The sequence below is a fragment of the Halopseudomonas maritima genome (genome assembly GCF_021545785.1).
Taxonomy (GTDB): Bacteria; Pseudomonadota; Gammaproteobacteria; order Pseudomonadales; family Pseudomonadaceae; genus Halopseudomonas; species Halopseudomonas maritima.
Genome location: NZ_CP079801.1, coordinates 722272 through 736672, shown reverse-complemented (window position 1 = coordinate 736672; position 14401 = coordinate 722272). Strand labels below are relative to the sequence as shown.

12 protein-coding genes and 1 tRNA gene are annotated in these 14401 nt (G+C 62.2%); 9 read left to right on the top strand and 4 right to left on the bottom strand.

The window, feature by feature from the left end:
- Positions 1–15 precede the first annotated feature (15 nt).
- Together HV822_RS03360 and katG are read left to right on the top strand one after the other, a co-directional pair.
- Positions 16–110 (top strand) — tRNA-Sec (locus tag HV822_RS03360).
- 204 nt (positions 111–314) lie between these two features.
- Entirely contained in the window at positions 315–2531 is a 2217-nt protein-coding gene (gene katG / locus HV822_RS03355; protein WP_396264999.1) for a catalase/peroxidase HPI, read from the top strand.
- Between the two features lie 422 nt (positions 2532–2953).
- Here katG and HV822_RS03350 read toward each other — a convergent pair whose 3' ends face one another.
- The gene (locus HV822_RS03350; protein ID WP_238872311.1) at positions 2954–3973 is read right to left on the bottom strand and encodes a CNNM domain-containing protein; all 1020 of its coding nucleotides are present in this window, start codon (positions 3971–3973) and stop codon (positions 2954–2956) included.
- Positions 3974–4097: 124 nt separating this feature from the next.
- On the opposite strand from HV822_RS03350, the gene HV822_RS03345 reads away from it, so the two are divergent.
- Positions 4098–5111 (top strand): mechanosensitive ion channel family protein, encoded by a 1014-nt coding sequence (locus tag HV822_RS03345; protein WP_238872309.1) that lies wholly within the window; start codon positions 4098–4100, stop codon positions 5109–5111.
- Positions 5112–5170: 59 nt separating this feature from the next.
- On the opposite strand, the gene HV822_RS03340 is transcribed toward HV822_RS03345, so the two are convergent.
- Complete coding sequence (locus HV822_RS03340; protein WP_238872307.1) at positions 5171–7216, bottom strand: TonB-dependent siderophore receptor; 2046 nt, start codon at positions 7214–7216, stop codon at positions 5171–5173.
- 150 nt (positions 7217–7366) lie between these two features.
- On the opposite strand from HV822_RS03340, the gene HV822_RS03335 reads away from it, so the two are divergent.
- The 6 genes from HV822_RS03335 (at position 7367) to HV822_RS03310 (ending at position 13565) form a co-directional block, all read left to right on the top strand.
- Complete coding sequence (locus HV822_RS03335) at positions 7367–8392, top strand: helix-turn-helix transcriptional regulator (protein ID WP_238872305.1); 1026 nt, start codon at positions 7367–7369, stop codon at positions 8390–8392.
- Positions 8393–8532: 140 nt separating this feature from the next.
- A complete protein-coding gene (locus HV822_RS03330) occupies positions 8533–9747 on the top strand; it encodes an MFS transporter (protein ID WP_238872303.1) in 1215 nt (404 codons plus the stop codon).
- Positions 9744–10760: a FecCD family ABC transporter permease gene (locus HV822_RS03325; protein ID WP_238872301.1), complete on the top strand. Its 1017-nt coding sequence runs from the start codon at positions 9744–9746 to the stop codon at positions 10758–10760. The genes HV822_RS03330 and HV822_RS03325 overlap by 4 nt, the downstream gene beginning before the upstream one ends.
- Before the next feature lie 9 nt (positions 10761–10769).
- Positions 10770–11822, top strand: a complete 1053-nt coding sequence (locus HV822_RS03320) for an iron ABC transporter permease (protein ID WP_238872300.1) — start codon at positions 10770–10772, stop codon at positions 11820–11822.
- Positions 11822–12658, top strand: coding sequence for an ABC transporter ATP-binding protein (locus HV822_RS03315; RefSeq protein WP_238872298.1), 837 nt, complete (start codon positions 11822–11824; stop codon positions 12656–12658). Before HV822_RS03320 ends, HV822_RS03315 begins: the two co-directional genes overlap by 1 nt.
- Positions 12651–13565, top strand: a complete 915-nt coding sequence (locus tag HV822_RS03310) for an ABC transporter substrate-binding protein (protein ID WP_238872297.1) — start codon at positions 12651–12653, stop codon at positions 13563–13565. Before HV822_RS03315 ends, HV822_RS03310 begins: the two co-directional genes overlap by 8 nt.
- 19 nt (positions 13566–13584) lie before the next feature.
- Here the strand turns inward: HV822_RS03310 and HV822_RS03305 are convergent, their stop codons facing one another.
- Both HV822_RS03305 and HV822_RS03300 read right to left on the bottom strand, forming a co-directional pair.
- The gene (locus tag HV822_RS03305) at positions 13585–13881 is read right to left on the bottom strand and encodes a DUF2218 domain-containing protein (RefSeq protein WP_238872295.1); all 297 of its coding nucleotides are present in this window, start codon (positions 13879–13881) and stop codon (positions 13585–13587) included.
- Positions 13882–13967: 86 nt separating this feature from the next.
- Entirely contained in the window at positions 13968–14396 is a 429-nt protein-coding gene (locus tag HV822_RS03300) for a hypothetical protein (RefSeq protein ID WP_238872294.1), read from the bottom strand.
- Positions 14397–14401: the final 5 nt, after the last annotated feature.

Here is a 14401-nt window from a genome sequence, read left to right as displayed (position 1 = left end):
GCCCGCCGCTGCAATGGATGGACATCGTCCCCGGTGGGGCGCCCGGACTTCAACTCCGGTGAGATGCGCAACGCGCGTCTGGTGGGTTCGACTCCCATGTCCTTCCGCCATTTTTCCGCCTGCCGGTGGCCATTGAGCGCTCTAAGCCGTGATTTGTAATTGATAGTCAAATGCTATTGAGTGCTTTGAATTAAGTTAATGGCATCAATCGCATCACGTGCTTAACTTACTCACAGGTGGTAGCCAACAGCGCCTGGCAGAGCAGGCTGTTGACTGCGCTATCCGTATGACCCTACCTGAGAGCGGAGATAGACATGAGCAACAACAAGACTGGCGGATGCCCGGTAATGCATGGTTCCAACACCAAGCTGACCGGTCGCGGTACCACTAATAAGGAGTGGTGGCCGAACCAGCTGAATCTGAGCATTCTGCACCAACACAACCCGGTGTCCGACCCGATGGGCGCTGATTTTGATTACGCTGCCGAATTCAAAAAGCTCGATCTGGCGGCGGTCAAGCGCGACCTGACTGCCCTGATGACTGATTCCAAGGACTGGTGGCCTGCCGATTACGGTCACTACGGCCCCTTGATGATCCGCATGGCCTGGCACTCGGCCGGCACCTACCGCGTGGCTGATGGCCGTGGTGGCGCTTCGACCGGCAACCAGCGCTTCGCGCCGCTCAACAGCTGGCCTGACAACGGCAACCTGGACAAGGCGCGTCGCCTGTTGTGGCCGATCAAACAGAAGTACGGCAACAAGCTGTCCTGGGCTGACCTGTACATTCTGGCCGGTAACGTGGCGCTGGAATCCATGGGCTTCAAGACCTTCGGTTATGCCGGTGGCCGCCCTGACATCTGGGCGCCGGAAGAAGACATCTACTGGGGTGCCGAAGACGAATGGTTGGCAACCAGCGACAAGCCCAACAGCCGCTACTCCGGTGAGCGCGACCTGGAAAACCCGTTGGCTGCGGTGCAGATGGGTCTGATCTACGTCAACCCGGAAGGGCCGGATGGCAACCCTGACCCGCTGTTGTCGGCCCGCGATATCCGCGACACCTTCGCCCGCATGGCGATGGATGATTACGAGACAGTAGCGCTGACGGCCGGCGGCCATACCTTCGGCAAGACACACGGCGCCGGCGATGCCGCGCTGGTCGGTGTTGAACCAGAAGGGGGCGCATTGGAGGCCATGGGCTTTGGCTGGTTGAGCACCCACGGCAGTGGTAAGGGCCGCGACACCATCACCAGTGGTCTGGAAGGCGCGTGGACGCCCACGCCGACCCAATGGGACATGAGCTATTTTGATGTGCTGTTTGGCTACGAGTGGGAGCTGACCAAGAGCCCGGCCGGTGCACACCAGTGGGCGCCGAAGAATCTGGCCGAGAAGGACCATGCGCCAGATGCCGAAGACCCGAGCAAGCGCGTGGGCATCATGATGTCGACCGCCGACATGGCCATGCGCGAAGATCCGGCTTACCGCAAGATTTCCGAGCATTTCCACAAGAACCCGGAGGAGTTCGCCGACGCCTTTGCCCGCGCCTGGTTCAAGCTGACCCACCGTGACATGGGGCCGAAGGTACGCTACCTCGGACCGGAAGTGCCGGCTGAAGATCTGATCTGGCAGGACCCGGTGCCGGCGGTAGATCACGCATTGATCGACGAACAGGACGTGACGGTGCTCAAGGCGACCCTGCTGGCTTCGGGTCTGAGTGTGGCCGAGCTGGTTTACACCGCCTGGTCTGCAGCCTCGACTTACCGCGATTCTGACAAGCGCGGTGGTGCCAACGGTGCACGCATCCGCCTGGCACCGCAGAAGGACTGGGAGGCCAATCAGCCGCAGCAGCTGGCCCGCGTGCTCAAGGTGCTGGAAGGCATTCAGGCTGACTTCAACTCGGCGCAGACTGGCGGCAAGCGGGTTTCGCTGGCTGACCTGATCGTATTGGGCGGCGCTGCGGCCATCGAAAAGGCGGCGCAGGATGGCGGTCACAGCGTACAGGTGCCCTTTGCGCCGGGTCGTACTGACGCCAGCGACGAAATGACCGAAGTGGATTCGTTCGAATGGCTCAAGCCTGAGGCCGATGGCTTCCGCAACTACCGTCGCAGCAAGTTCAGCGTGGCGGACGAGGAAATGCTGGTCGACAAGGCCCAGCTGCTAGGTCTGAGCGCACCGCAGATGACCGTGCTGGTGGGTGGTATGCGGATGCTGGGCGCTAACTACGGCAACAGCCAGCATGGTGTCTTCACCAGCCGCCCGGGCACTCTGAGCAACGACTTCTTCGTCAACCTGCTCGACATGGATACGGTCTGGAAGCCAACAGCGGCAGATGCGGATGTCTATGAAGGCCGCTGCAGCAAGAGCGGGGCAGTGAAGTGGACCGGCACCCGGGTTGACCTGGTGTTTGGCTCCAACTCGCAACTGCGCGCCCTGGCTGAAGCCTACGCCCAGGATGATGCCGGCGAGAAGTTCGTCAAGGACTTCGTCGCAGCCTGGAACAAGGTGATGAATGCCGACCGCTACGACCTGACCTGATCAGACGCAGCAGTGTTTTGACTCTGACCCTCGGGCGCCGCAATGGCGCCCGAGGCGTTTTGGCTATTGGCCAAGGCTAATCATTTTTGTGAGTGTTCATTCATAGGGCACCTCGTCACCCTCGCCTCAAATAGTTTTGTCTCACTGTCTGCAAGCAGGCTGGTTTGCTGTTGTCCGGGCTTTGGTGTCTGGAGGTGGAGCGCAGCGGCCCTGTAAGCCGCAACCTTATTGAAGGGAATGAAGATTCAACCCGACTTTGCGGTGTTAATTGAGTGCGCTATGGCTATTTGGTTTTGCATATGACCTTTGAGTCATATGCGGGCTGTGGTTCGTTCAGCTGGTGGGGTTGCATGGCAGCCCTTTGGCCATATGGCCAACCCCGACAGTGCCATGAGCGGCGCTGCCGGGGTTTTGTTTTGCTGCTAGCGGGTCGACTTCAGGCGGTGTTCCCACAGCCGGCGCGCGAGGCGGCGCATATTGGGGATATCGTCGGTCTCGTCGAGAATCGGTTTGCCGATCAGGGTTTCCAGAATGTCTTCCATGGTCACCAGGCCGCCCCAGCTACCGAACTCGTCGTAGACCAGGCTCATGTGCTGCTGCTCTGCCAGCAGTTGGCTCATCAGGGTTTCGACGTTGAGCGAATCCTGCGCCACCTTGACCGGTTTCATCACTGAGCTGATCGGCGCGCTGCGATCTTCGGCGGCCAGAATGTCAACGCGAAACACCACGCCCAGCGGGGCTTCGTCTTCGTTGATCACCGGGTAGCGCGAGAACTGGCTGTCCTGCACGCGAACCAGCGCTTCGCTGATGCTCAGCTCTGGTGCCAGGCTTTCACACACGGTGCGCGGCGTCATGATGTCGCGCAGACGGATGTTGTGCAGCTCCAGCACATTGCTGATCATCTGCTGCTCGTCTTCGTCCAGTTTCTCCAGCTCGCGACCCAGCAGCGCCAGAGCCTTGATCTCCTCGCGTACGTCGTGCTCCGGTGCCTTGCCGCCGAGGCTGCGGGTAACCAGGTCAGACAGCAAGATGAAGGGCTTGAGCAGGGTAATCATGCCACCCAGCAGCGCTGGCAGCGCCGGGGCCAGGCGTGGCCAGTACCGGGCGCCAAGGGTCTTGGGCAGAATCTCGGAGAGCACCAGAATCAGCAGGGTCATGATGGCCGAGGCGATACCCAGATAGCCGTCGCCAAACACCAGCGTGACCTGCGCGCCCACACCTGTTGCGCCCACCGTGTGGGCTACGGTGTTGAGGGTCAGGATTGCCGCCAAGGGTTGGTCGACGTTTTCCTTCAGGTGACGCAGGCGATCGTAGAGTTTGGGCTTATCCGCCTTTTGCTGGGCAATAAAACTGGGCGTCATCGACAGCAGGGCGGCTTCCAGTACGGAGCAGAGGAAGGAGACAAAAATGGAGAGGACAGCAAAGGCTATCAGGAGGGTCATCAGGCAACACAGGTAGTCAGTCGGACCGCCATTGTACGCTTTCGATGTCAGGCAAGGTGCTGCAAAAGGTTTCTGCACTTTTCCGGCGTCTGCGTTACAAAGAAAGGGTAACCATGGAGGCAATATGGAACTGAGCGAAACCCTGCACTTTGATATTGATGCTGTCAGCCAGCGTTTGATGGATGAGCTGTACTCCCTGCTTGCGGCGCTGCCCATGCTGCTGTTGGCGCTGCTGGTGATTTGGCTGGGCTGGGCGCTGGGTGGCTGGCTGTCACGGCGTGCGCTGCTGGAGCGGGTGGCACGGCGCAATCCGTTCATGCGCGAGCTGACGCGCACCTCGGTGCGTTGGGCGGTCTCGCTGCTGGCGGTGCTGGTGGCGCTGGAAATCATGAACGCCACCGCTCTGGTTGGCGCCGTGCTGGGCACTGCGGGGGTGCTGGGGGTGGCGCTGGGTTTTGCCTTCAAGGACACCCTGGAGAATTATCTGGCCGGTTTGCTGATGAGTCTGCGTCAACCCTTCGCGCCGCGCGATCATGTGGTGATTGATGGCAACGAGGGCATTGTGGTGGCCCTGACCTCGCGCGCCACCATTCTGATGACCCTGGATGGCAATCACCTGCGCCTGCCCAACGCGCTGGTGTTTCGCAGTGTGACGCTGAATTACACCCGCAACCCGAGCCGGCGCTTTCAGTTCGATGTGGGCATTGGTGTCAGTGAAGACCTGATTCAGGCGCAGCAGTTAGGCACCGACTGTATCGCCGCGCTGGAGGGGGTGCTCAGCGAGCCGCCGCCGCGCGCCTATATTGTGGCGCTGGCCGACTCCAGTGTGCAGGTGCGCTTTCAGGGCTGGGTAGACCAGCGCAGTCATGATTTTGGCTTGCTCAAGAGTGAGGCTATTCGTCAGGTGAAAGGCGTGTTGGAGGCGGCCGGGATGGATTTGCCGGAGCCAATCTACCGGGTACAGATGATCGAGCCGGGGCAGGTCCATCAGGCGGTGCAACCAACGAAAAGCGCGTCCGCTATGGCGCAGGGTGCGGTGGATACGCGGGCAACGGCTGATCTCGGCCCGCAGATCGAGGCCGATCAGCGCGCCAGATCCGAGCAGGACCTGCTCGATCCGGCGGCGCCGCGGGAATAGGCTGCGCAGGTGGCGTAGCCCTTGGGCAGGGCATTGCACCCTGCCGTTCAGCTTGCTTCCTAGAACTGGTAGGCAGCCGAGACCTTGATATTGCGGCCGGGTTCAAAGTCGGTCAGTTCGATGGTGTTACCGCCACGTACCACCGAGCCCACGGTGGAGGCGTGCGAGTAGTACTGCTCGTCGAACAGGTTGTCCACGCCAAAGGTCAGGGTCAGGCTGTTCATCTGTGCCGGTACCCATTGGGCATACAGGCTATGCACGTCGTAGGCTGCCTTGTCCTCCTGTCCGGCGACGACGTTGTCCTCGCTCATGACCCACTGCGAGTTCCAGCCGGTCTCCACGCCCACGGCCGGGAAGTAGTAGCTGAGGCTTAGCGCAACGCTGTCACCCACGTCCATGCTGCGGCTCATCGCATTCAGTGCCGGGCCATTGGTGGTGACGTTGTCGGCGTCGGACTTGGCGTAGCTCAGGCGCGAGTTGAACTCATCAATGCCGTAGCCGACGCTGGCCTCGAAGCCTTCGATCTCAACATCGCCGCTGTTGCTGATAATGTAACCGTCCTGCGCGGCGCTGAAGGTGTTGACGAAGTAGTCATCCAGGTCAGTCTGGAACAGGGTCAGGTTGGCGCTCACGCGATGTGCGCCAAACTGCTGCTGGAAGCGGGCACCCACTTCCTTGTTCAGGCCGGTCTGTTCCTTGATGTCATCGGCCAGAGTGGTGGTGCTCTGGTAGTAGATGAAGGTTTCCAGCAGCTGCGGCGGCTTGTACAGCTCGCGGGCGCTGGCGAACAGGGTCAGGTTGTCGGTCACGGCAAAGTCGGTGGCCAGCGCCCAGGTCACGTCGCTGAAGGTATCGCTGCCGGTCTCGGCGTTGCGCTTGAAGTGGTCGTAGCGCACGCCCGGGGTGACCGTCAGGCGGTCGGTCAGCTGAATGCGGTCTTCGATATAGCCAGCGGTGCTGACGGTGTTTTCGTCTACCCAGGGATCACTGCCATATTGCGCGCGGCTTTCGTGACGGTTGTACAGTGCGCCGTAGGTGATTTCGTGCTGCAGGCCAGCCAGTTCGGCCAGGCTGGTCAGCTCCAGGGTTGCACCCAGGTTTTCCGCTTCGGCGGTGTTGTCGCTCTGACGGTTGGCAGGCCAGCGACCGGCGCCGGACTCATCACGATTGAGCTCCATGGCGTTGCGGTAAAGGGTGGCGTTGGCGGTGGTGTTGTCGCCGGCGTCGTACTGGTAGCGCAGCGTGGTGGTATCGCGGGTGTACTCGGTCGGCATGACCAGCTCGGCCGTCAGGCTGTTGTTGGCACTGCCGGACATGTCCGGACGCGGGCTGTAATCACCCTTGTCGCGGTAGTGATCGTGACTGAGTTCAAAGCGGTGGCCGAAGCTCGGCTCCACGCCAAACTTCAACAGCATGTTGCTGACCTTGCCGTCGCTGCCGATGGTCTGGTTGCCGTCGCCGTCATCGAAATTGTCGCGGTCGATCTGGAAGCCATAAAGCATGGCGTCGACCTTGTCGCTCAGGCGACCGTACACCGTGGCAGAGCCCTGGCGGTAGTCATTGGAGCCGTAGCCGCCGTATACACGCAAGCCGACGTCTTCACCGGCGCGCAGCAGGTCCTTGGCGTTCTTGGTCTCGAAGTAGACCGCACCGCCAACCGCGGCACTCCGTACCGAGTTGTTACCCACTTGCACGTCGGCCATCTGGATGATGTCTGGGTTCAGGGTCAGGTTGCCGATATGGTGGAACATGCTGGCGTACTGGCTGGCACCGTCCAGGCGGATGTCCAGGTCGGTTTCATTCAGGCCGCGAATATTGATGCGCTGATTGACTGAGTGAGTGCCGCCCACGTCTACCCCGGGTAGGTCGCGCAGCAGGTCGGACAGGTGATCGGCCTGCTTGACCGAGATGTCCTGATCGGCGAGGAATTCGGAAGAGCTGGATACTTCGGTCCCCCAGACCTGCATGGTGGGCAGTGCCAGTTCATCGCTGTTGTCTTCTTCGGCGGCGGTCAGAGCGGGGCTGAACGCCACGGCGACGGCAAGACTGAGCGGAGAGAGGTAATGCGGGATGCGCGTACCACGGCGGGTTTGATCGGCGGACATGCAATGTTTCCTGTACTTGTGTGGCAGAATATCGTTTGAATAATGATATAGATTCGCATTTATGGTATGACTTCGTGAGCGCTGTCATAAGGGGGCTGGTTATGCGTGACCGGAAGATGATTATGCGCAACGGGCAAAGTGGGGGTAGGCATGAGCAAAGCGGCGGTCGGTGACAGCAATACCCGGTGCAGCGAGCGCAGCGTGCTGTTCGCCGAGATGGTGGGCGGAGAGCGACGTGGCCAGATTGTTGCCCGTAACGACGCCCGGCGTCAGGTGCTGGTTGAAGGCAGTTTTCTGTCCGAGCGCTTTGGTCCGCTGCGGGTAGAGGCGGGCTGCACCCGGGAGTTGGCCGACGCCGTTACCACTGCGCCGATCAAACCCAGGGTCATCCTCACCATCGTGCTGAGCGGCGAGGTGCACTTTGCCTATGATGGCTGCGAGCATGTGCTCAAGGTCAATCCGCAGCGACAGTCGCGCAACTGCACGGCGCAGGCTATAGCAGTCAACCTGCGGCGTTTGACGGTATTTCGTCGGCATATCCGCCGGGGGGAGCGTGGCCTTAGCAAGGTTCAGATCATGTTCGACCCGGACTGGCTGCGGCGCGGTGAAGATAACGACCCGTTGCGTCGGCGGCTGGAGCAGCACCTGCTGGGCCGGCATCTGGCGACGCTAACCTGGCAGCCGGATGAGGACGTGCTGGCGCTGTGTCAGGAGTTGCTGGAATTGCGCCACGAGCCGGACTGTCTGCGCCGTAGTCTGCGGGTGGAAAGTTTGTCCCACCAGATACTCTGGCGCTTTATCAGCTTTGTCGGCGCCTTGCCCCTGGACGAGTGCGCACCGGCTACCGCCCCCAGACCGCTGGACCCAACCGAGCGCGCAATCGCCTGGCTGGAGGCCAATCTGGATCAGCCCTTGAGTGTCGAGGAGGTGGCTCGGGCCACCGCCATGAGTGCCAGTGCGCTACAGCGGCACTTTCGTCGTGATACCGGGTTGACGGTGTTTGAGTACGTGCGCGGCAGGCGGCTAGAAAAGGTACGCGATGCCCTGCGTCAGGAAGAGATCACGGTCAGCGAGGCGGCGTTTATGGCGGGTTACAACCATACCTCGAACTTTATTACCGCTTTTCGGCGCCAGTTTGGCGTGACGCCGGGCGAACTGTGCGAGGGAGGCAGCTGACGATGCGGTGGTTGCTTGCCCGTCTCGTTGTTGCCGGTCTGGACCCGCGCGCCAGCGCGCGTCGTTAGCGATTCTCATTTATTGAAAGTTGCCGGGTGCTTTGGTTAGTATCCAGCGCTTTCTTGGTTCGGAGCCTGTTCATGTCTGCTTTACCCCTCACCGGCAAGGGACGCGTGACACTGAATCTGGCCATGTTGATCAACATGCTGTCGATTGGCAGCACCATGATGGTGATGCCACTGGCGGCCGACCTGGCGGCGCCGCTCGATATGCCGCCTCAGTACGCCGGTTACATTGCCGGCCTGGCTGGTCTGGCAGCGGCGCTGGCCAGCTGGGTCGCTGCCCCCTGGTTGGACCGTTTTGCCAGGCGGCCCTTGCTGGTGGGCCTGGCTGCCTTGCGCTTCGCTGTGCTGGCCGCCTGTGCAGTGGTGCAGAACAGCACCCAACTCATGTGTCTTTTTGCCCTCTCTGGTGTGTTTGCCGGCCCGATGGCGGCGACCCTGATGGCGGCCATTGTCGATATGACGCCGGCTGTCCAGCGCGGTCGTCAGTTGGCCTACGTCGCCATGGGGTTCTCGTTGGCCGGGATTGCCGTGGTGCCGCTGGCGCTGGGTTTGTCACAGTGGCTGTCCTGGCGCTGGGCGTTTCTGGTGATCGGTATCGCGGGGTTGCTGCTGACGCTGCTGGTGGCGCTGCTGTTCCCCCTGCTGGACGAGCACCGCGCCAGCCGACGCGGACGCCTGCAGTTTCGTGCCGATCCGCTGTGGTTGTGGGCGATGCTGGTGGTGGCTGTGCAGGCCGGTGCGCACAGTCTGCTGATTCCGCACTTTGCCAGTTATTTTCGCTTTAACCTGGGGGTGGCCCGGGAGATGATTCCGCTGTTGTTCATGCTGGGCGGGCTGGCCAGCATGGCCGCCATGCAGCTGAGCGGTCGGCTGATTGACCGGGGGCATACCCTGGTTGCGGTCATTGGCAGCAACCTGCTGTTGATATTCGCTACGCTGATCGGTTTTGTCTGGGGGCCCATGCTACTGCCCTTGCTGTTCATCTTTCCTTTGTTCATGGCCGCCAGCTCAGCGCGCTTCAGCGCTGCGCAGACCATCACCGCCGGCATTCCGGAACCCGAGCAGCGCGCCGGCTTTATGAGCTGGCAGAACACGCTGGCCGGTTTGGCCTCGGGCGCGGCCAGTGTGGCCGGCGGTTATTTTCTTTCATCGACCGATGACGGCGCTTTGCAGGGTTACTCCTGCCTTGCGCTGGTGTCACTGCTGGGTGTGGCGGTCGCGCTATTCGGCACCATCATGATTGTGCTGGGGCTACGCCAGCCGGTGGGCGGCGAGGTGCCCAAAGGATGAGTCGACGTCAATGGACAGTGCTGGCCGTGTCTCTGCTGTTACTGGTGCTGCTGGTGCTCACTTCGCTGGGCACCGGTGCCGGCACCTACGGCCTGCACGAGGTGGTGGGCTATTTGCTGGGCGACCCGGCGCGGCTGGCTGACGACAAGCTGGCGATGATCGTCGACACGCTGCGCTTGCCACGCACCCTGGCCTCACTGCTGATTGGCGCTGCGTTGGCGGTAGCGGCCAGTCTGTTGCAGGGGGCGACGCGTAACCCGCTGGCCGAGCCGGGCCTGTTGGGGGTAAACGAGGGCGCGGTGTTTGCACTGGTGATCGGGATCAGCTTTTTCGCCGTTGAGTCGACCGGCGGCTATCTGCTCTGGGCCGGTATTGGCGCGGTGCTGGGCAACCTGGTTGTGCTGGCGCTGGCATCCATGATGGGCGTGGCCAGCCCCCTGCGTCTGGTGCTGGCTGGTGTGGCGCTGACGGCGGTGTTTGGCGGGTTGGCCAACTATCTGCTGCTGGCTGACCGGGTTGCGCTGGATCAGTTTCGCTTCTGGAATCTTGGCTCGCTGGCAGGTGTGCAGATGGATTCGCTGGCGACCCTGCTGCCTGGTGCCGCGCTGGCGCTGCTGGGCGCTATCGCGCTCAGTCACCGCTTGCAGCTGATGAGCATGGGAGACCAGCAGGCGCGGGCGCTGGGGGTATCGACCAGTTGGGTGCGCGCCGGGGTGCTGACCGCCGCGTCGATTCTTACTGCCTGCGCGGTGGCGGTGGCTGGCCCCATCGGTTTCATCGGCTTTCTGGCAGCGTATTGTGGGCGTGCTATCGAGCCGGTTGTCTTGCCGCGGCAGCTGCTGTTTTCAGCATTGTCGGGGGCGCTGCTGCTGATTGGTGCGGATATTCTGGCGCGCTGGCTGATTCAGCCCTACGAGCTGCCGGTGGGGACCTTGCTGGCCGCTATCGGCGCGCCGGTGTTGATTCTGGTTGTGCTGCGCGGCGGTTTCCGTTCGCTGCTGGCCGGGCGATGAGGAGCGGCGATGAGCGATAAGTCGACACAGCTGCCAAGCGGATACTGGTGCCTCAGGCTGGGCGGCTGGTCGCTGCTGCTGAACCGGCGCGCCACCCTGTTGCTGGGGCTGGTGCTGCTGGCGCTGTTGGCGACGGCCCTGCTGGCGCTGTCGCTGGGCGCTGGCAGCATGGACGCCTGGCAGGCGCTGCAGACGTTGCTGGGGCAGGGTAACCGGCTACAACAACTGATGCTGTTTGATATCCGCCTGCCACGGGTGTTGGCGGTGATGGTGGCGGGGGCTGCCTTGGGGCTGTCCGGCTGCCTGGTGCAGACGCTGGTACAAAACCGCCTGGCCACGCCCGACATGATCGGGGTCAACGAGGGGGCCACCCTGGCGATTGTGTTCTTCTCCCTGTATCTGACGCTGGGCAGCTGGCCCTGGTGGGCCGCACCGCTCGGGGCCGTGTTGGCCGCTGCTTGCCTGTTCACCCTGTGCCGTCGACCGGGGGAGCAGGGCTATCTGTTTATTGTCGTGGGTATCGCGTTGACTGAGCTGTTCGATGCCTTGTCCGAATTTGCCATGTCATCGCAGCCCATTGCGCACCTGAGTGCGCTTTATATGTGGAGCATGGGGCATTTTGCCGGGCAGGGTTACCGCGTGGTGGTGCCGGTTGTGTTCTGCTTGCTGGTGCTGCTGCCCCCGGTGGCGCTGTTGCTGCGAGCGCTGTCGGTGTTGCGTTTGGGCAGCGACACCGCTCAGGGCCTGGGTGTGCCGGTGCTTGCGGTGCAATTGTCACTGCTGGCGCTGGCTATCCTGATCGCCGGCCTGGGCGCTGCGATTGGCGGGCCGGTGATCTTTGTTGGCATGGCGGCGCCAATTCTCGCGTCCTGGCTGTTGCGCTCCGGCCCGGTGCCGGTCTGGTTGTCGGCTGCTCTGGGCGCGCTGCTGTTACTGCTGGCTGACACCCTGGTGCGTGTACTGGCCGATCCGGTTGAAATGCCCGCGGGGCTGATGACTCGTGTGCTGGGTGGCGTATTGCTGTTGTTGCTGCTGTTGCAGAATCGCAAGAGGGCTGACTGATGTCGTTGTTGCAGGTGCAGGATCTGACTTTTTCCTATCGGCCCAAGGCCCAGCACGCGCCGACGGTGCAGGACGTGTCCTTCGCGTTGCAGCCAGGCAGTCTGGTGGGGGTGGTTGGCCCCAACGGTTGCGGCAAGTCGACGCTGCTCAAGCTGCTGGCCGGGCAGCACACCGCTGCTAGCGGCGAGATAGTGCTGGCGGGCCAGCCGTTGGCCAGTTTTTCCACGCGCGAGCTGGCGCGTCAGCTGGCCTATCTACCGCAGCGCCCGCTGGTGCCCGCCGGCATTAGCGTCGAGCAGCTGGTGCAGTATGGACGTCATCCGCATCAAGGCTGGCTGCGCCAATGGAGCATTGAAGACCGTCGACTGGTGGAGGAGGCGATCGCCACTCTGCAGTTGCAAGAGCTGCGTCAGCGCAGCGTCAGTGACTTGTCCGGTGGCCAGGTTCAGCGCGTCTGGCTGGCGATGATCATGGCGCAGAACACTGGCATGGTGCTGCTCGATGAGCCAACCAGTGCGCTGGACATCGGTCATCAGACGGAGGTGATGGAAGCCATCCATGCGATGTCGGCCAACGGCCGCACGGTGCTGATTGTGATGCACGACCTGGCCTGCGCTGCGCGTTATTGCGATCAGCTGATTGCCATGGCCGAAGGCCGCGTGCAGGCCTTTGGCGAGGCCCGCGAAGTGATCAGCAAGGAGCTGATAGAGCGTCTCTACAACACCCCCGTTGATATTCTCGCCGCCCCGGGTGACGGCGCCCCGGTGATAGTGCCGCGTCGCCTGACGACGGCCTCTGCCCCCTTTATCCACCCCAAGGAGTTGCCCCATGTCTGAACTACTCAAGGGTTTTGCTGCCGCAGCGGCCCTGCTGCTTTGTGCACTGCCGGCTCAGGCCCGCAGCGTGACTGATGCCTATGGTGAAACGGTCGAAGTGCCTGACCGGCCGCAGCGCGTTGTGGCGCTGAGTGAGCTGGATCTGGACGCCATGCTGGCCATCGGCAAAACACCGGTTGGCACTGTCAACGGGCGCGGCCAGAGCGGTGTGCCGGGTTATCTGGCCGAGCGGTCGCCACAGATCGATATCATCGGTGACCTGGGCAACGTCAACACCGAGCTGCTGCTCGAACTGCAGCCTGATCTGATTCTTACCGCCACCGACCGTCCCGAGACGCTGGAGCTGTATCGTGCCATTGCGCCGACCGTGGTCACGGCCAAGCCGGGTGAGCCTTGGCAGGACAGCCTGCAGCTGATCGCCAACGTGCTGGGCGAGCCGGAGGCTGTAGAGGCCTTTACCGCCAGTTACCAGACCCGCGCTCAGCAGGCGCGCGAAGCGCTGGCTGCCGAGCAGGGGCAGAGCATGAGCATTGTGCGCTGGAACCCCAAGGGACCGGTGTACATGCTGGAAGACTCCTTCGCCAGCCACGTCATCAAGGACCTGGGCCTTGTGCGGCCAGAGCAGCAACGCCAGCCTGGTTTCACCCATTCGCAGGCACTGAGTCTGGAGTCGCTGGACTTGCTGGATGCAGACTGGCTGGTAGTGGGCACCCTGGCGGGTACCGGTGAGGCCGCCGAGGCACTGAGTCAGGCGCGTGATACCCCGGCGTTCCAGCAGCTGGGCGCGGTCAAGGCGGGTCAGATGGCAGCGGTAGACGGCTCGCTGTGGACCTCGGTGGGTGGTCCGTTGGCCGCCATGCAAGTGATTGATGACGTCGAAAATCTGATCAAGGCTAACAAGCCCTAAGCCTGACAATGCAGGCGGTTCAGGCCGCCTGCCACTCCACACTCAAGGCCTCGCCTTGCTCCACCGCCACCGAGAAGCGCTCCAGGTGGTCGGTTACCACCCAGCACACACGTTCAAGCTGAGTCTCGTCATCGGCAGTGCAGTGCAGCGCCAGTTGTGCGCCATCGGCCTGCATCACGCAACGGCCGAACGGAAAGTCGGTCACACCCTGCTGCTCGTCCCAGGTGGACTCCACCTTGTGGGCAAAGTGCTTGCACAGCCGGGTGATGTAACGGCTGGCGTGGGGGGTACTGACCTGTGCTTGCTTGGCGGGCATGCCGACTCTCTCCGCTGAAAAGCCAGCATTCTAGCAGCCACGGGGGAGGGCTCAAGCGCGGCGCTCTGCTGCGCTCGGCCAATGTGTTACTGCGCGTTTGCTGCCTGCAATGCCGCAAAGGTATCCATGTCGAACACGGCAATCAGGTTCTCTTGATCATCCAGAATCTCGTACATGACGCCCTCGGTGCCGCGAATGCTGAACAGTACCAAGGTGCCACCTTCGCCGCCGCATTCGCGGTGCGGCGTGGTGTCGGGCTGGCTGATGGTGTAGCTGCCGGTGGGGCGAACGTCCTTGAGCTCACCGTTGGCGTGGAACAGGCGGTGCTCGCCACTGATCACGAAGGTGTGGTTTACCGCGCAGTGGCGGTGCAGCACGATTGGGTCGTTCTCGTGGAAGTGGAACAGCACATCGACCAGCTTGTTGGGGCGGTCGACACTCAGTACGCAGTAGTCGAAGTTGTCGAAGCCGGGTAGTTGGCTCCATTGGATATGACCTAAATCCAGATTTTTCACGGTGA

Bases quoted from the DNA above. Each gene is read 5' to 3' on its own strand.
- HV822_RS03315 (WP_238872298.1), top strand. From the start codon at position 11,822: ATGTCGTTGTTGCAGGTGCAGGATCTGACTTTTTCCTATCGGCCCAAG.
- HV822_RS03345 (WP_238872309.1), top strand. From the start codon at position 4,098: ATGGAACTGAGCGAAACCCTGCACTTTGATATTGATGCTGTCAGCCAG.
- HV822_RS03305 (WP_238872295.1), bottom strand. From the start codon at position 13,881: ATGCCCGCCAAGCAAGCACAGGTCAGTACCCCCCACGCCAGCCGTTAC.
- HV822_RS03330 (WP_238872303.1), top strand. From the start codon at position 8,533: ATGTCTGCTTTACCCCTCACCGGCAAGGGACGCGTGACACTGAATCTG.
- HV822_RS03325 (WP_238872301.1), top strand. From the start codon at position 9,744: ATGAGTCGACGTCAATGGACAGTGCTGGCCGTGTCTCTGCTGTTACTG.
- HV822_RS03320 (WP_238872300.1), top strand. From the start codon at position 10,770: ATGAGCGATAAGTCGACACAGCTGCCAAGCGGATACTGGTGCCTCAGG.
- HV822_RS03310 (WP_238872297.1), top strand. From the start codon at position 12,651: ATGTCTGAACTACTCAAGGGTTTTGCTGCCGCAGCGGCCCTGCTGCTT.
- HV822_RS03350 (WP_238872311.1), bottom strand. From the start codon at position 3,973: ATGACCCTCCTGATAGCCTTTGCTGTCCTCTCCATTTTTGTCTCCTTC.
- katG (WP_396264999.1), top strand. From the start codon at position 315: ATGAGCAACAACAAGACTGGCGGATGCCCGGTAATGCATGGTTCCAAC.
- HV822_RS03335 (WP_238872305.1), top strand. From the start codon at position 7,367: ATGAGCAAAGCGGCGGTCGGTGACAGCAATACCCGGTGCAGCGAGCGC.
- HV822_RS03340 (WP_238872307.1), bottom strand. From the start codon at position 7,216: ATGTCCGCCGATCAAACCCGCCGTGGTACGCGCATCCCGCATTACCTC.